The following is a 23,876-nucleotide window of genomic DNA, read 5'->3' as shown; positions in this document are numbered from 1 at the left end:
AGAACTAACGACAAATAATATAACATATTGATAACTAAAGACTAGGAATGCTCATAGCCTAAGAAGAAGATTCAATACAAATTAATAAATGACAATGGTAATGATAGTAATTACCATTTAGATCCATTAATATCCGCGTGTTGTTACCTATTATGGATCTAAGGTATTGAAGCCAATGTATAAAAAATCAATTTTGTCAGCCTCCATTTTAGTTGCCCTTTCCCATACTGCTTATGCGGAAGAAGCTTCTAAGTTTGAAGAAGTCGTTGTGTCGGCCACCCGTACCAACCAAACCATAAACACTGTTGCTGCTTCTGTTGCTGTTGTATCAGAGAAAGACATCGAAGAAAACATGGTAAAGGACTTGAATGATCTATTCGAGTATACGCCAGGTGTTACTGTTAATGGCACTCAACGCCAAGGCGTCCAAAGTATTAACATTCGCGGGATGGAAGGTAAACGAGTTAAAATCTTAGTAGACGGTGCATCTCAACCAGGTGTATTCAGCGGTGGACCATATTCGTTTATCAATTCTAGTGCTGTTACTGTCGACCCCGATATGCTAAAGAGTGTCGAAATTGTTAAAGGAGCAGCTTCTAGCCTACATGGTAGTGATGCAATTGGCGGTGTTGTCGCATTCGAAACAAAAGATCCGAAGGATTTCCTCAAAGATGGTAAAGACTTTGGCGGTCAAGCTAAACTCTCTTATTCATCGGAAGATAACTCTTTTAGTGAGCATGTAGCTTTAGCAAAGCGTTTCGGTAATACAGAAGCACTTATAGCCTTTACACGCCGTGATGGTGCAGAGCTACAAAATTTCTCTAAGGCGCCTTACGATAACTATTCTGTGGACAACCAAGATTATTACAAAAACGATCTATTGGTAAAACTTCAATCTCAATTGAATGACGCTCATCGCTTGGAGTTCTTGGGAGAAGTTATTTACAACGAGACTGACTCAGAGATCGCACATAAAAGTTACAAAAACTTCAACGCTGAAGACACAACCAAGCAAAATCGCATTGGGCTCAAGCACATTTGGTTTGCAGATGCAGCTATCTCGGATACGATCACGTCCAAGCTTACATGGATTGGTAAAGAAGAAAACGGCGTGTCTAATCGCTTTATCGAAGCCAGCCCAGGTTACCCACCTTACGTACCGCCTAGTGGTGACAACCAACAGAAAAAAGATTACGAATATACTGAAGACAAATTTGAATTCGAAACTCAGTTAGATAAAGAGATTCAAAATCACTATATTGTTTACGGAATATCGTACAAACATAGTGACATCAGTAATACCAATCGCGAGTTTAATTCCGATCCTGGCACGCCAGATACTGTTTACGTTTACACACCGGATGCAAAAGAAGAAAGCTTTGGTTTATTCTTGCAAGATGAAATTTCGCTTCTTAATGACAAGCTAATTCTGACTCCAGGTGTGCGTTACGATTACTTCTCTACTAATCCTTCAAATACTTCTGAAGAGTCATTCGAGAAGTTTAGCGACTCTGCATTAACTGGTCGTTTAGGAGCAACTTACTCTGTATCGCAACCTGGCACGATCTTCGCGCAAGTGAGCCAAGGGTTCCGAGCGCCATCGTTCGACGAGCTTTACTACACCTACGATAATCCGGCTCATGGCTATACCAACCGCCCTAACCCAAATTTGGGATCTGAAAAGAGTTTGTCTTATGAACTTGGTTACCGTCATAACACTGCAGCGTCTGCAACTGAAGTAGCGTTCTACTACAGTGATTACAGTGACTTTATTGAGCAAACGTCATCAAACAATGGTGGTTTAACTGAATTCACAAATATCAATATTAGTGAAGCAAACATTAAAGGGGTTGAGCTCTCTAACCGTCTTGATTGGCATGCCATTGCTGGTCTTCCATCAGGCGTGACAACTCGCTTTGTTGCAGCATACACAGAAGGTGAAGATGGTGATGGTAATCCTTTGAACAGTGTAAACCCATGGAATGCCGTAGCTGCTGTAAATTACGATTCACCAAATGCACTTTGGGGGACAAGCCTAAAAGTAAACTACACGGCTAAGAAATCGAACAGTGATATCAACTCAGATGGTGATAAAGGCGGAATCAAAGACCAAGTTGCTTTGCCGTCTGCGACAGTCGTTGACTTAACGGCGTACTACAAACCAATGAAAGATATAACCATTCGTGCTGGTGTTATGAATCTAACGAATGAAGAATACCATCTTTGGAACGATGTTCGCGGTAAGACTGAGTTAAGTCGAGACAAAACGCAAGCTGAGCGTAATTATAACATTAGTGTTAAATACGAGTTCTAAACCTTAAAAACACAAAAGCCAGCGTAATGCTGGCTTTTTTTATGGCTTTCATTTCAAAAATGTAAAGAAAAGTATGAAAAATGAAAGTTTACTGTTTTGCCATCTCTTTTTTCACCATTACTGCTGCTGCAATGATGAAAGTGATGATCAGACCGAGTTCCATGAACTACCCCAATAGCTACGAGAATATTTATAACCCAAATTAAGAGTCGGGCATAGTTTAACAGCTCTATATATACTTGCTACCTTTTAACCAGTAATTTACGATTTTTTCCGATTTGGATCAAAAAAGACGCAATCACGCGCCTTTTTGTTACTATTATGTAAATTAAAGATTAGGCATCTGGATAACCTTGAGGGTTAGTAGACTGCCAGCGCCATGTATCGCCAGTCATTTCTTCTAGAGTGCGAGTTGCTTTCCAACCTAACTCATTCATCGCTTTTGATGGATCCGCCCAACACTCTGCAATATCACCTGGACGACGCTCAACAAGTTGGTATGGGACATCTTTACCACTTGCGGCTTCAAATGCTTTCACCATGTCCAGTACACTGTAGCCGTTACCAGTACCGAGGTTATAGATATGAAGGCCAGCTTTGCTACCTACTTTTTCTAATGCAGCAACGTGACCATCGGATAAGTCCATTACATGAATATAATCACGTACGCCTGTGCCATCTTTGGTCGGATAATCACTACCAAACACAGAAAGGAACTCTCTGCGCCCTACCGCAACTTGAGAAACAAACGGCATTAAGTTGTTTGGAATACCTTGAGGATCTTCACCTAGCTCGCCTGTTGGATGTGAACCTACCGGGTTAAAGTAACGAAGAAGTGTAATGCTCCAGTCAGGGTTCGCATTTTGGAAGTCGGTTAAACACTCTTCTACCATTAATTTGCTGCGCCCATATGGGTTAGTTGCGCTAGTTGGAAAGTCCTCAGTGATGGGTACAGAAGCAGGATCACCGTATACAGTCGCTGATGAACTAAATACCAACGATTTAACTCCGGCTTCACGCATTGCATCAACCAATACTAAAGTGCCATTAACGTTGTTGTCGTAATACTCTAAAGGTTTTGCTACAGACTCACCGACGGCCTTTAAACCTGCAAAATGGATAACAGCTTCAATATTGTGCGACTTTAGTGCTTCTACCATCGCCAATTTATCTCTGATATCGGCTTTAATGAAGGTTGGCTTTACACCACATACCTTTTCAATTCGATCTAATACCGTAGATTTACTGTTGTACAGGTTGTCTAGAATCACTGGCGTCATGCCAGCTTCGATCATTTGAATACACGTATGACTACCGATATAGCCCATACCACCCGTAACGAGTACTTTCATTTTATTATTCCTTCTGACGCGAATTGAGTTAGTTTAAAGCTTTGACGTTACGATTTAAACTGTCTCTTGTAATTCGCATCCCATTAATATTGCTTGGCCTTTCCCGGCTTTCTTTGCTTGATACATTGCCGTATCCGCACTTTTTAAAACTCGAGTAGCATCGCGCTCATTTACACCGACTAATTTTACGCCGATACTAACGCCAACTTTGAGTAAGTGACCTTTGTACTCAATTGGAGCACATATGCTCTCGAGCAACTGTTCTGCTATTCGGGTGACCACTTTTTGATTGGCGGGATTAACCAACATGACAAATTCATCACCAGAAAGTCTTGCGATTAAATCACTATGTCTCGTCGCAGATGTTAGACGTTCGGAAACTTTTTTCAAAACTTCATCACCTGCATCATGACCGTAGGTATCGTTAACTTCTTTAAATCCATCCAGATCGAGGTACAAAACTGCAAATTCGTCACGCAAGTATCCAGAGCGTTGTACTAGTTGTTCCAACTCTAAATGGAACTTAGATCGATTGGCTAACCCCGTTAAAGCATCGTGATGAGCTAAATGCTCTAATCGTTCCATCTCTTTTGCGCCGGAAAGGTCGGTAAGAACAATAACCAGATCATAGAAACCATAGTCTTCACACTTAACGATACGATTGACTCGAGCAAACATCGGTACAAACTGACCAATATGGTTCTTCTCGATAACTTCACCTTGCCAAACGCCATAATTTTCTATCGACTCGATGATACTAGGCATCATTTCCTGTAACTTGCGCCACTTTAGCGTTTGGATGAATGACTTCCCAATAAGCTGATCCACCTCTAAGCCGACTAACTTAGTGACGGCAGGGTTTGCCATCGTAATGACACCGCGATGATTAAGAACAATGAGACCATCTTGGCTGCTTTCAAAAACGCGTCCCGCAACACGTTGCCGGTTTATGGCTTCTTCAATTTCGGTGATATCTTGAATCGAAAACAGTAAGTATTCATGTGTCGAGAGGCGACGACTGGTTAGGCTCAACTGCTGTTCGTTATCTGCATTTTTGAGGTGAATATCATCGCACTCTAGGCCTCGACTCAGGATCTGACTCAGCTCATTCGGTGTTTTGGTTTTAATTAGATCACGAATATTGGCATATTTAAGTTCATCTAATTTTTTTTGAAATATTTGCTGGGTCGCCGTATTACAATGAATAACACGTCCGGAATTGTCTGTAATAACTAATGCATGCTGAACAGATTCGATAACCTCTTCTGAAAATGCGCGCTTTTGTTCTAGTGTGTCTAGTGAATGTTGCCGCTGCTTCTCACGTACTGTTAACCTGTTCATCATTTGATTGAAAGATCTCGCGAGCTCTCCAATTTCATCGTTGGCGTAATAGCGTGCTTGATTTTCCGTGCTTCGTCCGTGTGTCACATTCTCTATTACGCGGCTAAGCTCCATAACGGGCTTGAGAACAAGCCTCTCGATACTTATGTAAAAAACAGTGCCACCAGCGATCAGAAACAGAAGAAGTAAAGCGCCATCTTGAAGTAAAGATTGTATGGCTTCTACAATTGGGCGATGAGAAAGCGTAACTCTCATGCTACCAATGACATAACCATCATGGATAATCGGCTCTAGAACATAAAGAAATTTGGTTGATAAGGCATAGCCTAGAGCGTGCAACCTACTTCTTTCGGTTTGACTTGGAACGGGTGCTAGTGCCCCACTTATCTCCATAACAGCGAATGGTTGATGATCTTGGTCATAAAGTTTGACCCGCGTTACATTTGGCTGGTTTAAAAAGTTGGCGAGAATAGTTTGAGCTTTTTGCTTGTCCTTTGTCGTGAGCGCATCTTTAATTGAGAAAGAAACGTTGTTAATCAACTTTCTTGTCTGCTCGACCAGTTCATGCTTAGACGATTGGTATACAGTATACGAGGTGTAACCTTTTGAGATAACAAAGATAGCCGTTAAAAAGACTAGAAGAGGCCAAATAAGCTTCGCTCGTAATGACATATATATTCCTGTCGCAGACAACCACAAAAATGACAGAAGAACCATTATGCAATCTATCACCCATGAAGGGCGACAAGATTAACACGATGCTAATGCAAAATAACCTTAAATTCTCAAAAATTGGATAGAAAAGAAACGAAATACCTTAAAATTCGGATCAACTCAAATAACGGCAACATCTTTATGGACTAACGTGATCTTTTTCGTCAGCTATCTGCTCAAAAAGCTTCGTTTTCATGATAGAAGAATGAAGTGAGTCACTGAACCTAGATGCATTTTCCTGCATCGTAAACCCATTGCTTGTGTAGAAATAAAACGTATGACATTGAATAAACAGCAACTTACATTGAACTGTGATATGGGCGAGAGCTTTGGCTCTTGGAGTATGGGCGCAGATGAAGAAGTGATGCCCCATGTTGATATGGCGAACATCGCGTGTGGTTTTCATGCCTCCGACCCTAATGTCATGCACGACACCATCACCCTAGCGAATGACAACGATGTTGATATTGGCGCACACCCAGGTTACGCCGACCTACAAGGCTTTGGCAGACGAAGCATAAGCATGACGGGTGATGAAATTACGAACATGGTTATATATCAGGTTGGTGCTTTACAAGCATTATGCCGGGCGCAATACACAGACATCAGTTACATAAAGCCTCATGGTGCTCTATACAACGACATGATGAAAAGTGATGCGATATTTAGAGCGGTAGTAAAGGCGGCAGCACTGTTCAAAGTACCGTTAATGATCCTAGCTTCACAGGAAAACGAAAAATACTTAGAAATCGCAGACGATTATGATGTTCCCTTGCTATTTGAAGCATTTGCAGACCGTTTATACCAAGATGACGGCTTACTGACTCCTAGAACACAGCCCAATGCCGTGTTAAAAAGCGAACACGCGATACTTGAGCAAGTCCGGACCTTAGCTGACTCTGGGCGTGTCAAAACCGCTTCAGGCGGTTACATATTATTGGAAGCCGATACAATTTGTGTTCATGGTGACAATGAAGAGTCGATCGCGCTGATCCAAAAGATCCGCCAAAGCCTATACGCTGGAGGAAATTAATGCATAAAGAGAAATTTAATATCTCTTTGATCTCCGAGTGCAGTATTTTCATTAAGTTTGATGAGAGTATTGCTGAAAATGCAGTCGGAGAGCTTGCTCGCAGCATAAGAGAAACTTTCGCTTCAATTGTTATGAACGTTGTCCCCTCCTATCAAACTATTCTCATTGATTACTTACCTTTTCGAATCAACGAGAAGAACTTAGTCAATGAGCTGCAACAAATCGTGAGCCAGTTTGATACTCAATCACTTAAGCTTTCCCAGCCGAATCACATTACTATCCCTGTATATTACTCTGAAGAAACCGCGTTAGATCTATCTCGTTTTCAAAAGCGAGGTCTGTCATTAGACGATCTTATTACCCTGCATACGAAAACCGAGTACGCGGTTTCTGCAATTGGATTTGCTCCAGGCTTTGCATTTCTCTCTGACGTTGATACTCAATTGCACATGGCAAGGCTTGCCACACCAAGAACTCAAGTGCCGGCCGGAAGTGTCGGAATCGCAGACTCTAAAACGGCCGTCTATCCATCAGATAGTCCTGGCGGATGGAACATTATTGGTAAAAGCCCGCTTGAGCTCTTCTCCGACTCTCCTCCTTTTATACCGTTTGAAGTGGGTGACAAGGTCACCTTTAATGCTATTTCAAAACAAGAGTTTATCGATTTAGGAGGCGTACTATGAGTTACGGTGGATTACTGGTGGAAAAGCCAGGACCGCTCTCTTTAGTTCAAGACTTTGGTCGTTTTGGCTTAGCGCATGTCGGTGTGACTCAAGGTGGGCCGGTCGACGACTATGCTTACAGCTGGGCCAACCATTTGCTTGGTAACGTAGTCAATTGCGTTGCGATTGAAATTACTTTGGGTAACGCTTGTTTTATTGCCTTGCATAACTGCCACCTTGCTATATGTGGCGGTGATTTAAATGCAAAAATAGATGGTGAACCTATTTCAAATTGGTCTGACTTTACGTTGAAAAAAGGACAGAAGCTTCAGTTCGGAGTCGCAAGGAATGGACTTCGCTCCTACCTAGCGGTTAAAGGTGGATTCAATGTTGCTCAGCACTTAGGAAGCGCATCGACCGTCTCGCGAGAATCTCTAGGTGGTTATGATTCAAATGGTGGCGCTTTGAAAGCTGGCAATATTCTTCCCTTTGTCCCTCATAACTTACCGAAACGTAAACCAAGGCAAATGACGTTTCGTTTTAAGCCAGATTACAACTTACCTATTAAGTTGAGAGTGATTGAAGGCTATCAGAACGAGGACTTTGATAAAGAGGCTCGCCAAGCATTTTATAACAAAGCATTCATCATCTCCCCCAATTCGAATCGCATGGGCTACCGTCTTGAGGGCAATAACATTCGTCCACCTTACGAAGGCGTCCTATCAGAGGGAATTGCATTAGGTTCAATTCAAGTACCTAGCGATGGTAACCCTATTGTGCTGCTCAACGATCACCAGACTATTGGCGGGTATCCTAAATTTGGCTGCGTAGCCCGTATTGACTTACCTAGACTGGCACAGGCGAAACCCGGACAAAAAGTCAATTTTGTGAAAGGAGATAGACTAGGCTTGCAAGAAGTATGGTGCCAATGGGCTCAGTTTTTTGGGTATTAATACAACCACTGAGCCCAAACACAGCCGATTATGCAGGCATACCATAACGCACTGCTAAAGCTTGTGGATAGCCTCGCTCTTGAGTGAGTTTAATCGCGTACTGCTCGACCTCTTGTTCGGACCACTTTACAGCGACCGGATGCTGTGTTTCCACATTTTGGTTAGGATCGATGTCAAACCAGAATTGAAGCATTTTTTGCGCTGCGAGTAGTGTCGATGACGCTTTTACCACCTCTATTCTCGCGTAGTGGTTATCTTCAAAAGTCACATCTGCCGCTCTGAGTACTGGATCTGTGCCGGGAATTTGCTGAGCGCCAAATAATGCTTTTCCTCCTTTTACAGCAGAGTGATAGTCGGGAATGAACTGTGCCATGTGTTTGATGGCGTTGTTCGTTCGCTCTTCTAACACTTCTTCTCTCCAGCCGTTACGGATCTTCGAGAGTAAAGGCATAGGCAGTTCAGGTTGAGCAGATGAGTTCGTGCTCTCCACTAAACCATCTTCAAACAGCGTGATTCCTTTTGTCATACCATGAAGTTGAAAGTAACCATCGCCATAAGGCGTCAATTGAGCCATTCCTTTATCGGTTCCACGCGGGCCATGAAAAATAACTTCTGGCCATTGTTGTTGACAGTCTGCCCACCTCGTAACGTAAGCGGCTTTAAACTCCACCAACCTGTCTCGCTTGGCACCAACTGTGTTGTCAATTGAGCCTGTTTCAAAGCCACACGCGTTAACCAAGTAGTCGCATGTCATAAGGTAATCGATACCTTCACGTTCATAGCCAAGTTGCCAGTGTTCCCCCATCCAATCGGCTTGCTTGAACGTTGCTTGTGTGAAGACTGAAGCATTAGGAAGCGTATCTAGTGTTAAGTTGGCAATTGCAGCGAGGCGAAAAACACTCCAACCATATTCTTGAACTGCGACAACAGGATACTTTAGCGCTTCAAGATCAGCATGTTGAGCAAAAGGAATGCACCACTCATCGAAGTCTGTAGGATGACTTGGTTGAGTACGTTGCGCGAGAGCTTCTAGCTCCGCTTTTGAATACAGTTTGTAGTATTCGCTTGGCTCGCCGAGCACTTTATTACTCTCATCTTTATCAACGAGCGTCTGATAAGCACTTTTCACAACCTCTAATCGCGGAATTAGTGTGGATGGGTCTCCACCATCGGAATGAGGAACCGCGATGATTGTCGGACGAATATTCAGTGAAAGCGGATACAGGCGAACAGTATCAATAGATTGTGCTAACAAGTCTAAGCATTGTTGCTCGGAAATCTCTCGATATAAATTACCACCAGCATGCAAATGACAAATGGGTGGACCATTTACTAGTGATACGCCCTTCTCTATTACGGAAACTTTAAAACCCAGCTCCGCAAAATGAATTGCTGCTGTTGCACCTGCTACACCGCCACCAACAACAGCGATATGCTTATCTTTATAACTTGGAAACTCAGACTTCATTGCTTCACTAAAAATTTTATAAGGAAAATTCTTTACTAACGGTGAATTCTACTCGTGTTTGGACTTGATTAAAATCACAAAAAGTTCATGGGTTTGCGAAATATCCAACAGCGCCTGTAAAGTGCATTAAAGTAGAAAAAATTTGCGAAAAAGTACTTGACGACATGGTTAAGAAGACACTTTTTTGTGTCTATGTGAATAAGAATTTCACTGTAAGACCCATGGCGCAAAGCCTGCAGAAACACCCCACTTTTTACCCCATTTAGTTATCCCAAAAGTTATCCACTGTTTTTGTGGATAACTAAAATAAAAGTGTCATGGAGTGTTCCAAACTTGATAACACTCGCTGCGATTAAGTGTTTACTGGCGTTAACAATCTTTTCAACAAACTCATCACTACAAGTGCCAACGTAACAAATGTTGCAAGCGGTAAAGCTATCCACAATTCGGGGTGAATTTGTGCATTGAGATCGAACCCATATGTCATGACTGCGGCCACACAAACTTCCGCAGCGAATACCGCAACACCACTAGCAATCAACGCCATAATTCCGTACTCGGCCCACAGGGTTGTGTTGATCCGTTTCTTACTTGAACCTAATGTGCGATACAAACGAATCTCTTGTTGACGTTGGGACAAGCTTAACCTCAGTAGAGTAAAGATGAGCAGCAGACCAGCAATAACGCCCAAAAGAGCAAGGATGGTGATTGCTGATACGATTTGCTGAATCAAAGCCTGAATTTTCTCGCCCATAGTTCGGATATCTAAAACAGAGACCGTTGGGTGAGCACGTGACATTGACGTCAACAACGCTTCATTTCCTTCTTCAATCCTATAACTGATGAGGTAAGAACCAGGTAAATTAGCCATCACGTCAGATGAGAAAATAAAATAAAAGTTAGGCTTCATGTCACGCCATTCGACATAACGGATGGTATCTACTACTGCATCGTAATTCTGACTGTTTATTACAAAGCGCAGCGTATCACCGAGTTTGATGCCTAAGTCATTTGCTACATCCGCTTCTACAGATACACTCCCTTTGTTTGTCCATTCACCCGAAAGCACATCATTATATTCTGGTAGGCTATCTCCCCATGTCAGGTTTAGCTCTCGACGTATCGCGTCAGAACCTTCTCCTTCGTACTCAACCTCTTTGACGTTTTGACCGTTGATCTCTGTTAGTCGTCCACGAATTATTGGATAAGCTTGTGACCGCGTAACTCCGTTTTTATCTAGGGTTTCTAGGTAGTTATCGAGCTCATAATCACCAATGTTCAAAGCGAACACATTTGGCGCGTCTGCAGGTAAGGTTCTCTCCCAATCAGCGAGAATATCGCTGCGCACAAGCCAAATGATAGACAGCAACATCAAAGATAATGCCAAAGCACCAAACTGTAGACCGCTGGTTACTGGCGTCCGGTTGATACGACTCAACGCAAGCTTCATTGCAGGATGGGTTGACACACGTGCAAACAGCTTTGTGAGTATGACGCTAACGGCTGCGAGTACCACAAACAGTACCGCTATACCAGTGAGCACGATCCAAACTAAGGTGTTATCTGCATACAGTAAAAGCAATGGAACAACGGGAACTAGAACAAGTAACATTCGCTTCCAAGAACGTTGCGCTTTACCCTGCTGTAGCACTTCTAACGCGGGAGTTTTAATCAAGCCTAACAATGGTATACCGAGAGCAGGCACCGTAATCAAGACTGCTGAGATAAATGCCACCAAAAATGGTGTGACACCGTAACCAGGGAGTGGATCGGGTAATAAGTCTTTGAGTGGAATGCGTAATAAATATTCCAGCCCGCTCCCTAACAATAGACCGACGACACTGGCACTAATGAGAAGGATTGTGACTTGAATAAATAACCACTTTTCAATCCATCGGCGACTCGCACCAAGACTTTTCAACATCGCGATAGTTTGTGTCCGGCTGTTCACGTAATTTTGACAAGTAAGAACCAATGTTGTCGCCGCCATAATGATGACAATCGCTACGGTCAACGACAGATACTGCGTCGTGCGTTCAAAAACCTCATTACTACGACTGGCAGTATCTTGCGTGCGCCAGCGATCGCTCGGAGAAAGCTGCGTATCATCTTGTAAGCTATTTAGTGTTTTATCATCGGCTTGTAAAAACAGACGGTATTGAACTCGGCTCCCAACTTGAATTGCTCCTGTTTTATCTACGTCACTTTGATGAATGTATGCAGAAGGCATTTGTTGAAATGGATTAAAGCTCAAGCCTGGTTCCATCAATACTGCGCCTGATACAGTAAACTCGGCATCGCCTATCATGACACTGTCACCTGGCTTTACGCTTAGTTGAGTCATAATCCGCTCATCAAGCCAGAGTTGGTTCTCTTTAACGCGACCGGCTGGATTATTTTCAAGAACGAGCTCTCCCATTAAAGGGTAATTATCATCCACCGCCCTTACAGAAATAAGCTGCATACCATTATCGCTAAATGCCATAGTGGCAAAGCGTGTCATCGTCGAACGTTCAAGGCTTTCAGTCGAGGCTAACAACGTGTCCGGAATGGGATTAGCAGACACAAACACCGCATCTGCCGTTAATGCGTCCTTCCCTTGCTTGACGATCACCTGCTCCATTCGTTCTGCTAATGCAGAAAGCGCAAAGATACTCGCAATCACGAGAATAAGAGCAACGCTAATAGGCCAAAGATTCCCCTGCCTTATTTCGCCGAAACTCCAGCGTATCAAACTTTTATTCGACGAGTGCTGTGTTGTACTGTTTTGCTCTGTGGATGTTGCTTCACTTGATGATACTGCAGACATTACATCTCCTCCTTAAGCTCACCCGCCTCCATACGATAAATACGGTCACATCGGCTTGCTAGATGACCATCGTGTGTTACTAAAATCAGAGTTGTCCCGTGCTGTTCATTAAGATCGAATAGCAGCTCAATCACTTTGTCTGCGGTTTGATGGTCAAGATTGCCGGTAGGCTCGTCTGCGAACAACAGCTCAGGCTGTGTCATAAATGCACGCGCTAGCGCAACTCGCTGTTGTTCACCACCAGATAACTGGCTTGGTAAATGGTCGACACGTTTTTCCAATCCAACAGCAGCTAATAATTCCGCTGCTCTTGCTTCATCTTCGGCTTCACCACGTAAAAGACAAGGAAGTGTGACATTACGTAATGCACTCAAACTCGGGATTAACAGGAAACTTTGGAAAACAAAACCTAAAGAGTCAGCCCGAATTTTCGCGCGTGCTTCATCGTCCAGTTTTGATAATTCATGACCTAATAAAGTAATTTCGCCTGATGTCGGCGTATCAAGACCAGCTAGCAACGTCATCAATGTTGACTTACCTGCACCGGAAGTTCCGACGATGGCGATTTTTTCTCCTTTTCGGATGTCAACATTTACGTCTTTGAGGATTGTTAATTGTTCTTGATTAGTAGAGACTTGTTTAGAAACCAAATTGGCTTGAACAATAGGTGCATTAAGTACAGGTGTTTGCATGATTCGTATACTTTCCTTAGTTCTATTTTTTTGTTTTTCCGCTACTGCACATGCGAGCGAAAAGCTACTTGTCTTGGGTGATAGCTTGAGTGCAGGCTATCAGATGCCGATCGAAGAGAGTTGGCCTAGCTTACTCCCTGATGCGTTGTCAGAACATGGTCAAGATGTAACAGTTATTAATGCCAGCATTTCTGGCGATACAACCGGCAATGGCTTAGCACGGTTACCTCAGTTGCTAACTCAGCATAGCCCTGACATGGTACTTATTGAGTTAGGTGCCAACGATGGACTGAGAGGTTTCCCTCCTAAACTTATTACGTCGAATCTTTCAAAAATGATTACCATGATAAAAGATTCTGGTGCGGACGTTGTCATGATGCAAATTCGGGTTCCACCTAATTATGGTAAGCGCTATAGCGATATGTTTTACGATATCTACCCTAAGCTTGCACAGCATCAACAAGTTGCCTTGATGCCATTCTTCTTAGAGCATGTTGTCACCAAACCAGAGTGGATGATGGATGATGGCCTTCACCCAAAACCAGATGCACAACCTTGGATCGCTGATTTCGTTGCTCAAGAATTAATTAAACATCTCTAATTTTAATGGTCTAGCTCAATAAGTTTTACGTAACTTTACGTTAATCTATTTTCAATTCCACTCATCGAGGATAGATAACAACATGCGAATAGAACCGTTAATTCAAGGTGTTGTTGCTCGCTCTGCGCACCCCAAAGGGTGTCATGCATCTATTAAAGAGCAAATTGAATACGTAAAACGCGCCCCACAGATCAAAAAAGGCCCAAAACGGGTTTTGATTATTGGAGCCTCCTCTGGTTTCGGCCTAGCGGCACGAATCGCCTTAACGTTCGGTGGCGCTAACGCCGATACCATTGGCGTCTCATTTGAGCGTGGCCCTTCAGAGAAAGGGGTTGGGAGTGCGGGTTGGTATAACAACGTCTTTTTTAAGCGAGAAGCAAATCAAGCCGGGCATACCGCAATAAATATTGTTGGTGATGCATTCTCTGGTTCGGTGCGCAATCAAGTGATTGAAGCCATTGAAACGTACTTTGAGGGGGAAGTTGACTTAGTCATCTATAGCTTGGCAACTGGTGTTCGACCTAAACCTGAATCTGATGAGTTTTGGCGCAGTGTCATTAAACCGATTGGTGAGCCTGTCACTGGCGCTTCTATCATGCTGGAGAACGATAAGTGGATAGAAACCACCTTAACGCCTGCAACAGAAGAGGAAGCCAATGCCACCATAAAAGTAATGGGCGGCGAAGACTGGGAAAGCTGGATTGACACACTCATCAATAACGACTCTATCGCAAACGGCTGCAAAACCATCGCCTTTTCTTACATGGGCCCTGACATTACGCACCCAATTTATCTCGATGGTACGTTAGGTCGAGCGAAAATCGATTTACACCAAACCAGTCATTCATTAAACCTCAAACTCGCCAACTTTGACGGCGGTGCTTACGCAACCGTGTGTAAGGCGTTGGTGACGAAAGCCAGTGTATTCATCCCAGCTCTAAGCCCTTACCTGTTAGCGCTTTATCGAGTGATGAAGGAAAAAGGTACTCACGAACGATGTATTGAACAAATGCAGCGACTGTTTACTACGAAGTTATACGATCAAGAGAAAGTGCCAGTTGACGGCGAACGCTTGATTCGAATAGATGACTTGGAACTTGAACCGCAAGTTCAACAAGAAGTCCACGCTCTTTTAGAACAGATGAATGCTGATAACTTTAAAGAGATTGGTGATTACCAAGGTTTTAAAGATGAGTTTATGAAGCTCAATGGCTTTAACTTTGAAGATGTCGACTATTCGCAAGACATTTCTATTGAATCGTTAATGTCGCTTAAGCCTTGATGCTTGTTACCTGTTTCAAGGATGAGATATGTGACAACTATTCCTAGTCCTGAACACTTTTCAGGACTTTTTTTTGTTTCGAGCCCTAGCCACCCTATACTTAATTAAAAAGCGAGAACAAAATAGAGCAGTCTGCATTTTTAATTCACAGGAAGTGAAACCACGTAAAGGATGACCTATATGGGGAGATTGCAAACATTAGACTACGAAATCCCTGAGTCTATGCGAAGAAGTTGGCAGGAAATCGTCAACTTACTGGCTCAAATAACGCACGTACCCACCACATTAATTATGCGTATCCATCCAGATCGCATAGAAGTAAATACATCCAGCGAAACTATAGGTAATCCTTATCGTACTGGCGATACTGAGCTGCTTGGCAACGGTTTGTATTGTGAGCATGTCATAAAACACAAAAGTGAACTTATTGTCCCAAACGCGCTTGAAGATGAAGAGTGGCAAAATAATCCTGATATCAAACTAGGTATGATCTCTTATTGCGGCTTACCGCTATTCTGGCCAAATGGAGAGACGTTTGGAACTATTTGCATGCTTGATTCTAAGGAGAATGAATACTGCGACACTTACCGGCAATTGCTTGGGACTTTTAAAGATTCAATCGAAGCGCAGCTTTCCATCGTGCATCAGCAACACAAACTTCAGCGTCTTAACAACGAACTCAAAAATAGAGTTGAGAATCGCACTACAGATTTGGCGCAGTTAAGTTATTCCCTAACGCAAGAGATTGATCGTCGCAGAGCCGCTGAAAAGCAGGTGAGCTACCAAAAAACACACGATCAAGGAACTGGATTCCTAAACCGAGCAGCACTCGAAAATATAGTCAGTGACACACTCAGAACGTTAGATCACAGTCAGCAATCATTAATCGTAATAAACATTGGTTTTAGCAATGCACGCAGTATCCAAACCCGTTATGGCTTTGAAGCTTTCGACGAAATATTGAAAGAGTTTCGGTATCGTCTTGGTAAGCGGGAGTCCAGACATTTTGTTACGGGGAGGCCTAGCTCCAATGATCTCGTATTGCTCGTTTGGGGCACAGACATCGATATAAAATTGCATCAGCTACTGAATGATATTACCGATATTGGTATGGGAAGTTTTTATGTAAAAGACACAGAGGTTCACCTAAACTCTTACATTGGTGTTGTACAAGCTCACCGAACCAGCAATGCTAAACAACTACTCCAGAACGCATGTTATGCCATGCTTTTGTGTAAAGAATCTGGCGAAGCGTATAGTTATTTCTGTGAAAGCCATTCAAATGAACTCAACAACCACAATCAACTGGAAAGCTACTTATTGCAAGCGGTAAGAAACGACGACCTAATGCTCTACTTTCAGCCCAAAGTACACCCTCAAACCCACAAATGGATTGGCGCAGAAGCATTACTACGCTGGAGGCATCCAATACTAGGCGACGTATCCAACGAAGCCTTAATACATATGGCTGAACAAAACGGGCTTATCTTTGAAGTTGGCTCTTTTGTTCTTCGAACCGCGATAGACAAAGCAAAACAATGGTCTGAGTTAATTGATAACTTCAAAATGGCCGTCAACGTTTCTCCCATTCAATTACAAAACGTAAATTTTGCGGAACAAGTGCAACACTTACTCGAGTCTTTTCACTTGCCAGCGCACTTTCTCGAGCTCGAGGTGACCGAGAGCGCTTTAATTGCCGATGAGGTCGTAGCACGCACTACATTAAATAAACTGCACAAACTAGGCGTGACACTGTCACTTGACGATTTTGGTACAGGATATGCCTCGTTCAGCTATTTAAAGAAATATCCATTTGATGCCATCAAAATTGATAAAAGCTTCGTCCAGCAAATGGAAAAGTCGGACGATGACCGCGCGATAATTTGTTCTATCATACACATTGCGAAAAAACTGGAACTCCAAGTCGTGATCGAAGGCATTGAATCTCCCCAACAAGAACAGTTTCTCATTGGTGAGGGCTGTGATATCGGACAAGGTTTTCTTTATGGTAAACCTATGCCTTGTAATGAATTTGAGCAAAGTTTGTTTAATCAGCGCCTTTCTGGCGGGCAATACGCCTACTCTTCCTAAGCATTCTCTTTACTATGAGGGCGGTGGTTTCTATAATCGCCGCCCGCTTCTATTAAAAGGCTAATATCTTCATGGATCAGTTGACTGCCACGCTTAAGAAAATTGAAAAGCAGAACTACCGAGCTTATCAGCAAATCAAAGGTCAATACGACTTCACTGATTTCACTTTGTTTATCGATCATGTACAGGGTGACCCTTATGCATCGGCGTCACGTTTTCGTGCGACTCGCTCATGGTCTTTGACTGGTCTTGAGTGGCTAAGAGACGAGTCTCCTGCATTTCAAAGAGCTGCACGTGATTTTATTGCGCGTAGTTTTGAGCAGTTTGCTAAACAAGAAAACTCAGTATCAATTTCACTGACAGGCCAAACAGTACTGGATAGCACCGCGGTGTTGTTTACTGAAGAAGGTATTGAACTGCGTTTTCGAGTTAACTTACCAGCCGAAGGTCGTTCAGTATTGGGGAAAAAAGCCAACAACATACTGACTTTCCACCTGCCTAAGTTTATCCGTCGAGCAACTTTAGAGCGTGAACTCGACAAAGCCGCTTTAATTAAGCACTGCCAAGTTGTTGAAGACCAAGATGCCCTGCGAGAACAGTTGGAGGCCAATAACTTAGTCGCGTTTGTCGCAAACGGCAGTATTCTTCCTCGAATTGCAGGTAATTGCGACCTTCCTATGAAAGAAGCCGTTGAGTTTAAAGCCCCTGAATCTCTACAAGTCACTTTACATGCGCCAAACAAGGGCCATGTCACAGGATTAGGAATTCCAAAAGGTATCACACTGATCGTAGGTGGCGGCTTCCACGGTAAATCTACCTTATTAAATGCAATAGAGCGTTCAATTTACGATCATATTCCAGGAGATGGTCGCGAATACATTGTTGCCGATAACAAGGCTATGAAGATTCGTGCCGAAGATGGCCGATGCGTACACCACTTGAACCTCTCGAACTACATCAACCATTTACCGATGGGTAAAGATACGGCGGACTTTTCTACTCAAGACGCATCAGGCTCAACGTCGCAAGCCGCTTGGCTTCAAGAGTCTATTGAAGCGGGTGCAAGCACATTATTGATTGATGAAGATACTTCTGCTACCAACTTCATGATTAGAGATGAGCGTATGCAGGCATTGGTGGCAAAAGGTGATGAGCCAATTACTCCTCTCGTCGACCGCATTGGTCAATTACGAGATGATCTTGATATCTCTACCATTATCGTTATGGGTGGGTCGGGCGACTACTTAGACGTTGCCGATACCGTCATTCAAATGCACGACTACCAAGCCGTTGATGTAACTGAAAAAGCGAAAGAAGTTATCGCTCAGCACCCTACTCAACGCCATAACGAGTCAGAAGAACGTTTACAGACCTTCCCACCTCGAGCACTGAACCGCGTTGCGTTGATGAATATTCTCACTGACGGCAAGTTCCGTGTGAATGCGAAAGGCAAAGAGTCACTTCGATTTGGTAAAGAGTTTACTGATCTTAGCGCTTTGGAACAGATAGAGTCAGCCGATGAAGTCAACACAATTGGCTGGTTATGGTTCCAAATTGCTCAACTTCCAGGTTGGTGTAATCATCCGGCGAAGGAGATTGAAGAAATGCTATCTGGTGAGTGGCATGCCGCTCTTCCTAAGCAAGGCGACTTAGCCAAACCACGCACACTAGACGTTATGGCTGCCCTCAACCGCATGCGAAAATCTCAGTTTAAGTCATCATGCTAGTTTTGATACGCTGACAGAGACAGTTCAATCAAAAGGCAGCTATAGTTAGCTGCCTTCCTTTATCTTTATTCTTAGCGAATCATTCGTTTCTCAGTACATTCCACGCTTCACAAAGAACTCTAAATCTTTCTGCATTGCCATTTTCTCGATCAGGATGCCAACGAAGCGCGAGTTTTCGCCATTGTTTTCTAATTTCCGCAGGCGTAGCGTCAGTGTTAAGTTCAAATAGTGACAGTGCCTTTGTCTTATCTACGCTGGCTACTGACGAACCACCGATGAACTTTTGATAAGTTGTCCAAAATTCATTCAACAGTCGACGCACTTCATCTTCGTCCGCTTCGTAATTGCGCCAATCTAAGTAATACTCACGCAAAGGATCATGAATATCGATCTTATGCCTCAAAGCTTCCATCGAAGACATGAGCTGAATATCCATGGCTTCGACTTGAAGCCAACTATCCGGATACAGAGTGTCTTGCAGTTGATATAATGCATTCATGAGCAGGAAATTTCTTTTGAATAAATCCTTATCGGGAGAGTCGTCCAGCTTTGAAATATAACCTTGTTCACCCAACGAGCTTGCCAAGGTGTGCACTTTCCAATTAGAGGGCTGTTTTCTCAGAATTTCTAACATTGGCCAAAGCAGCGGATTTTCTATTGCATGAGGCTCAATACTATTGACAGTACGTTGTCCTTCCATTCATCCTCTCTGACACGAGTTTAGGGCCCCATTCACGGCACAAAAAACATAGTTTCCATTTTGTAGCATAAATGCAAAAAGGCCGATAGTCATTCACCATCGGCCTTTGTAAGGAGATCACGTAAAGGTTAAATAACCCCTAGCTCACGTAAACGTTCCATAAGGTAGCTATGTGCAGTGTAGCGCTCAGATAACACCACTTCCGGCTTTGGATGCAGGAACAACGGTAATGAGATACGTGACTTTTCTTGACGGCCACCCGTAGGGTTGATTACACGGTGAGTCGTTGAAGGGAAATAACCACCTGACGCTTCTTGAAGCATATCACCAATGTTGATGATTAAGTTCCCGAAGTCACATGGTACATCGATCCAATCACCCTCTTTACTCTTTACTTGCAGTCCAGGCTCATTGGCAGCAGGCAAAACCGTTAGCAGGTTAATGTCTTCATGCGCAGCAGCACGAATAGCGCCTGGCTCTTCTTCGCCTGTCATCGGTGGGTAGTGAAGCACGCGTAGTAATGTTTTGTCACTGTTATTGATCATTTCTGACAACGCGATAGAGAACTTCTCTTGAACGTCCTTAGGTGCGTACGCTTCAACCCAGCCTAATAGCTCTTGAGCAAATGCATTGGCACGCTCGTAGTACTCTAAGATTTCAGCTTTAAGCTGCTCTGGGATCTGACCCCAAGGGTAAACATGAAAGTACTCTTTGATGTCTTTCACTTTGTGCCCTTTCGCCACTTCAGACACAGAAGGTGGGAAGTAGCCATCTTGGGTGTCTACGTTAAAGTGAAAATCATTCTTTTGTTCTGAACAGAAAAACTCATGCCAGTTTTTGTAAATTGACTCTACAAGCTCTTGTGGAATCGGGTGGTTTTTCAGCACACCGAACCCCGTTTCGCGTAGAGAGGTAACGAACTGTTGAGCAGCATCGTCAGCAAGATAATCGACAGTTTCCAGTTTCATGGCTTTACTTCTTTTTTATTAGACTGAATCATGGATTCTATGGATGGGCATGTTGTAAATCAAACTTTAATGAAAAGTGCACGCGCAAACGTTTTAATGTTGAGCAGTTTGCCAATAAATCAACATTTTCAGTGATCAAAAAACCCATTAAAATATCAATTGCACACCGTTCAATTAAGTGCAATCATTAACACAATCTATGGAGTCCCACTGTAAGATAAATTGAAGGATCAAATAACTCTATGAAAAGCACCTCGACACTCTTAGGATTAACGATTTTTTATGCCATCGTGTTTTTATTTTCTGCGTTGGAACCTAACTCACGTGCAGTTTGGTTTGCGGAGATTATCCCGGCGATTGGTATTCTTGTTGCTATTTGGGCGATTTCGATTCGCTATCAGTTCAGTAATACGGCTTACTTTTTAATGTTCATCTGGCTCTGTTTGCACACTATCGGTGCGAAATATACGTTCTCCGAAGTGCCGTTTGACTGGTTTAACGACATGATTGGTTCAGAGCGAAATAATTTTGATCGCGTTGCGCACTTTTCAATTGGCCTTTACGCATATCCGATCGCTGAATACTTGATAAACAAAAAACGGTTCAACAAAGCGTTCTCTTGCTGGTTTGCTTTGTTTGCTATCATGTCACTTGCTGCTGGCTATGAGATTATCGAATGGTGGTATGCGGAGTTGGCTGGTGGCGATGAGGGAATTGCCTTTCTGGGCTCGCAAGGTGACATATGGGACGCCCAGAAAGATATGTTGTGCGATACCGTTGGTGCAGTGTTGTCGTTATTCTTAATGTCGGCTCAACGTCGATTCTCTCAACCATTCTAAATAAGGGTTAAACCCATCAACAATTGGAACCTGTACGATTTGAGCGACCTCGTATTCGTGCAGGTTTTCTATTTTCTCTTCCACCAATTCATAAAGTTCTCGACGAGTTTTGATGACTAACAACCATTCGTTGTCAGTACAAATCTCCCCTTTCCACACATAGTGACTTTCAATAGGCATTGTTTGAATACACGCGGCTAATTGTGCATCTAGCAAACCTTTAATGATCTGATCTCGATTTTTTTCGTTGCTGGTTGTGCTTAACACCATGCAGTAGTCATGTTTTATACTCATTTTCTAGCCCTTCATTATTTCATTGTCACTTTGCTGCCAATCATTTTGTAAGCAGGCGTTCCTCTCACTAGGGTATCTCTTGCAAATTCTTGCCCGCAACTGGGACAGATGCATGGGGTTTGTGTGAAATCGTCAACAATGCGTTCTTTGAAGCACTTGACCAGTGCGCCTTTTCCGCCTTTACGGTACTTGAATAGTTGAGTTTTACACTTTGAGCAATAGATATCGACGGTTTTCGTCGGCTGCTTCTTATTCGGTTTCGCCATGGTTACTTTCTATATCCGGTTTGACCCATACATTATTAAAATCAAACCAACCTAAGGCATTACACTTTGCATTTTGTAACGCACCGCTGTGGTCTTTATTCACGCCTAGCCAACAGTGAAACATAGGAATCACCTGACAGCTTTTTACTAACTGTCGTCCTAGCTCACGCGCAGGAAAGTCTGTGTGCATCCCAGCACGCCATTGATCGACAAGTTTAGCCCATTCACTAAAATCGTAACCTGAACTGAACTTCTCAATATCACTGTAATCCAGGAGCCAGCCCGCCAACGCGTCATTTCGGTTCGTTGCAATGCCCATAGCTTTCACCCAGATATCCACTTCCTCCGGTGCGGGCGGTTGAGAATCATAACGAATAAACTCAACCTCTATACCGTGCGGTTTTAAGAGTGTCTTGATGGCCTTGGCAACTACTGGAAACATCGGATGCTTTTTCTGATACGCTACGGAAATTACCTTATTAGCCTGTGGTACGCTGCCCGCTTCTGCTGGCCTAAGATCAATCCAACCGGGCTTAAGGCCAAAGGCTTGCAATACTCCCAGTTCCATCACTTTATCTTGTGGGACATGCGCGTAAATCTGGTGACTGTTGAGGGTTTGCGAGAGGAACTCTGCCCAACGTGGATCTTTTGCAATCCCAGTGTTTTTGTTTAGTAATAGGAATGTACAGCCAGGGTCCAGCTCGACTTCATCGGATGAACCTTGTTTATCCATCTTCGGCTTTGACAGGCTTGGATAAACCATTGAAGAATAGGCTTCATCGATTACCCACACCTCCACTTGGTCAAGTAAAGGGCGAAAACCAAAGTAGCCATCAAAAGCAGTCAAAATAAGACGCTTATCATCATTCATTTTAACTTGGAACGGCCCTGTCCCTATCGGTTGTCTATCAAAGCTTTCAGAACGCAAAGCACTCGGTAGCAAAATTTTTGCTTGCGACTCACTCAGAGCCAGAGGCAGGTAGCGATCAGGACGGACGAGCTCAATATCAACGGTCCACTCTTGTGGTGAAGACACCCGCTTTATGTGAGAAAACAAGTTCAAGCCATTTAACGCAAGCACACTTTCAAGAACACAACTGGTTGTTAACGGTTCACCATTATGAAAGCGTACTCCACGACGAAGATAAAAACGCCAATGAGTATCAGAAATTGCTTCCCACGTGTGGGCTAAATCTGGTTGAAGTTGTTCATTTTCATCAAGGCGAGTGAGTCCGCTAAAAATTTGTCTGGCGATGTGCTGTTCAGAACGCCGCATCGGTTTCTGCGGGTTTAACATCGACAATGGTCGATAATAAGGCAAACGCACGACCTGCTCGCCCTGTCGATGCTGAAGCCCTAAATAACCTTGGATAACCTGCGTCAATCGTGCCGCATCGTTATCAAGCGCATCTAGAGCCTGACCGATTTTCCCTTCATCGAGATAACGCCTGGCGAGGTTTTCGCTGACATCGCTTCGATTACGTTTAAAAACGAGTTTCGAAAGTTTTCCTCGACCCGCTGCCGGATGCCACTCAATCCAGCCCTCTTCTTCAAGTTTATTTAGAACAATACGAGCATTACGACGTGTACAAAACAACGCTTCGGTGATGTCTTCGAGCTGAACGTCCGTATCGTGACCGGAAAATTTTTCAAACAGTGTTTCGAACTGAACACGTAAACGAGGGCTACTCATAAAGAGGAAATTCTTATCTTGTTGTCGATAAGCTAAGTTTCCTCATTTTTACCAAAAAGTGCAAACATCACACTATA

Annotated in this window: 19 protein-coding genes; 9 read left to right on the top strand and 10 right to left on the bottom strand. The window is 43.3% G+C overall.

Translation table 11 applies throughout. The features are described from left to right. The first annotated feature begins 175 nt into the window (after positions 1-175). A complete protein-coding gene (locus R7Q48_RS03410; protein ID WP_053303617.1) occupies positions 176-2,314 on the top strand; it encodes a TonB-dependent hemoglobin/transferrin/lactoferrin family receptor in 2,139 nt (712 codons plus the stop codon). Between the two features lie 335 nt (positions 2,315-2,649). Here R7Q48_RS03410 and galE read toward each other — a convergent pair whose 3' ends face one another. Both galE and R7Q48_RS03400 read right to left on the bottom strand, forming a co-directional pair. Continuing rightward, the gene (gene galE / locus R7Q48_RS03405; RefSeq protein ID WP_005376309.1) at positions 2,650-3,666 is read right to left on the bottom strand and encodes a UDP-glucose 4-epimerase GalE; all 1,017 of its coding nucleotides are present in this window, start codon (positions 3,664-3,666) and stop codon (positions 2,650-2,652) included. Between the two features lie 54 nt (positions 3,667-3,720). Then, a complete protein-coding gene (locus R7Q48_RS03400; protein ID WP_256902694.1) occupies positions 3,721-5,679 on the bottom strand; it encodes a diguanylate cyclase domain-containing protein in 1,959 nt (652 codons plus the stop codon). Positions 5,680-5,998: 319 nt separating this feature from the next. Here R7Q48_RS03400 and R7Q48_RS03395 point away from each other — a divergent pair, with 319 nt between their 5' ends. Genes R7Q48_RS03395 through R7Q48_RS03385 form a run of 3 tightly spaced genes read left to right on the top strand, consistent with a single transcriptional unit; the run spans position 5,999 to position 8,369 of the window. Continuing rightward, the gene (locus R7Q48_RS03395) at positions 5,999-6,754 is read left to right on the top strand and encodes a 5-oxoprolinase subunit PxpA (protein WP_053307689.1); all 756 of its coding nucleotides are present in this window, start codon (positions 5,999-6,001) and stop codon (positions 6,752-6,754) included. Then, complete coding sequence (locus tag R7Q48_RS03390) at positions 6,754-7,437, top strand: 5-oxoprolinase subunit B family protein (RefSeq protein WP_256902695.1); 684 nt, start codon at positions 6,754-6,756, stop codon at positions 7,435-7,437. Before R7Q48_RS03395 ends, R7Q48_RS03390 begins: the two co-directional genes overlap by 1 nt. Further along, positions 7,434-8,369: a biotin-dependent carboxyltransferase family protein gene (locus R7Q48_RS03385; RefSeq protein ID WP_256902696.1), complete on the top strand. Its 936-nt coding sequence runs from the start codon at positions 7,434-7,436 to the stop codon at positions 8,367-8,369. Before R7Q48_RS03390 ends, R7Q48_RS03385 begins: the two co-directional genes overlap by 4 nt. A gap of 28 nt (positions 8,370-8,397) precedes the next feature. On the opposite strand, the gene R7Q48_RS03380 is transcribed toward R7Q48_RS03385, so the two are convergent. The 3 genes from R7Q48_RS03380 to R7Q48_RS03370 all read right to left on the bottom strand — a co-directional run bounded on the left by R7Q48_RS03380 (position 8,398) and on the right by R7Q48_RS03370 (position 13,338). After that, positions 8,398-9,837: an FAD-dependent oxidoreductase gene (locus R7Q48_RS03380; protein WP_170893223.1), complete on the bottom strand. Its 1,440-nt coding sequence runs from the start codon at positions 9,835-9,837 to the stop codon at positions 8,398-8,400. 352 nt (positions 9,838-10,189) lie between these two features. After that, on the bottom strand, positions 10,190-12,646 hold the full coding sequence (locus R7Q48_RS03375) for an ABC transporter permease (protein WP_256902697.1): 2,457 nt from the start codon (positions 12,644-12,646) through the stop codon (positions 10,190-10,192). Next, a complete protein-coding gene (locus R7Q48_RS03370; RefSeq protein WP_047101137.1) occupies positions 12,646-13,338 on the bottom strand; it encodes an ABC transporter ATP-binding protein in 693 nt (230 codons plus the stop codon). The genes R7Q48_RS03375 and R7Q48_RS03370 overlap by 1 nt, the downstream gene beginning before the upstream one ends. On the opposite strand from R7Q48_RS03370, the gene tesA reads away from it, so the two are divergent. The 4 genes from tesA to R7Q48_RS03350 all read left to right on the top strand — a co-directional run bounded on the left by tesA (position 13,337) and on the right by R7Q48_RS03350 (position 19,039). Next, positions 13,337-13,939, top strand: coding sequence for a multifunctional acyl-CoA thioesterase I/protease I/lysophospholipase L1 (tesA, locus tag R7Q48_RS03365; protein WP_005376324.1), 603 nt, complete (start codon positions 13,337-13,339; stop codon positions 13,937-13,939). The two genes, R7Q48_RS03370 and tesA, sit on opposite strands and share 2 nt — an antisense overlap. Before the next feature lie 82 nt (positions 13,940-14,021). Then, positions 14,022-15,221 carry an enoyl-ACP reductase FabV gene (gene fabV, locus R7Q48_RS03360; protein ID WP_213893418.1) on the top strand — a complete coding sequence of 400 codons (1,200 nt, stop codon included), beginning with the start codon at positions 14,022-14,024 and terminating at the stop codon, positions 15,219-15,221. A 180-nt stretch (positions 15,222-15,401) separates the two neighbouring features. Then, positions 15,402-17,312, top strand: a complete 1,911-nt coding sequence (locus R7Q48_RS03355; protein ID WP_137282644.1) for an EAL domain-containing protein — start codon at positions 15,402-15,404, stop codon at positions 17,310-17,312. Between the two features lie 71 nt (positions 17,313-17,383). Continuing rightward, positions 17,384-19,039, top strand: a complete 1,656-nt coding sequence (locus tag R7Q48_RS03350) for an ABC-ATPase domain-containing protein (RefSeq protein ID WP_225455276.1) — start codon at positions 17,384-17,386, stop codon at positions 19,037-19,039. A 79-nt stretch (positions 19,040-19,118) separates the two neighbouring features. On the opposite strand, the gene R7Q48_RS03345 is transcribed toward R7Q48_RS03350, so the two are convergent. Next, positions 19,119-19,739: a DNA-J related domain-containing protein gene (locus R7Q48_RS03345; RefSeq protein ID WP_213877326.1), complete on the bottom strand. Its 621-nt coding sequence runs from the start codon at positions 19,737-19,739 to the stop codon at positions 19,119-19,121. A 128-nt stretch (positions 19,740-19,867) separates the two neighbouring features. Beyond that, the gene (locus R7Q48_RS03340) at positions 19,868-20,707 is read right to left on the bottom strand and encodes an isopenicillin N synthase family dioxygenase (RefSeq protein ID WP_005386285.1); all 840 of its coding nucleotides are present in this window, start codon (positions 20,705-20,707) and stop codon (positions 19,868-19,870) included. Positions 20,708-20,949: 242 nt separating this feature from the next. Here R7Q48_RS03340 and R7Q48_RS03335 point away from each other — a divergent pair, with 242 nt between their 5' ends. Then, positions 20,950-21,546, top strand: coding sequence for a DUF2238 domain-containing protein (locus R7Q48_RS03335; RefSeq protein WP_005376330.1), 597 nt, complete (start codon positions 20,950-20,952; stop codon positions 21,544-21,546). On the opposite strand, the gene cutA is transcribed toward R7Q48_RS03335, so the two are convergent. The 3 genes from cutA to R7Q48_RS03320 are packed head-to-tail and all read right to left on the bottom strand — an operon-like array spanning position 21,508 to position 23,799. Then, positions 21,508-21,840: a divalent-cation tolerance protein CutA gene (cutA, locus tag R7Q48_RS03330; RefSeq protein ID WP_031780471.1), complete on the bottom strand. Its 333-nt coding sequence runs from the start codon at positions 21,838-21,840 to the stop codon at positions 21,508-21,510. The two genes, R7Q48_RS03335 and cutA, sit on opposite strands and share 39 nt — an antisense overlap. A 14-nt stretch (positions 21,841-21,854) precedes the next feature. Continuing rightward, positions 21,855-22,106, bottom strand: coding sequence for a hypothetical protein (locus tag R7Q48_RS03325; protein WP_186585318.1), 252 nt, complete (start codon positions 22,104-22,106; stop codon positions 21,855-21,857). Beyond that, entirely contained in the window at positions 22,090-23,799 is a 1,710-nt protein-coding gene (locus R7Q48_RS03320) for an SgrR family transcriptional regulator (RefSeq protein ID WP_005386283.1), read from the bottom strand. The genes R7Q48_RS03325 and R7Q48_RS03320 overlap by 17 nt, the downstream gene beginning before the upstream one ends. Between the last annotated feature and the right edge of the window lie 77 nt (positions 23,800-23,876).

The sequence above is a fragment of the Vibrio sp. 378 genome (assembly GCF_033339435.1).
Note: the sequence above shows the minus strand (reverse complement) of the source record. Positions and strands in the feature narration are given on the sequence as shown.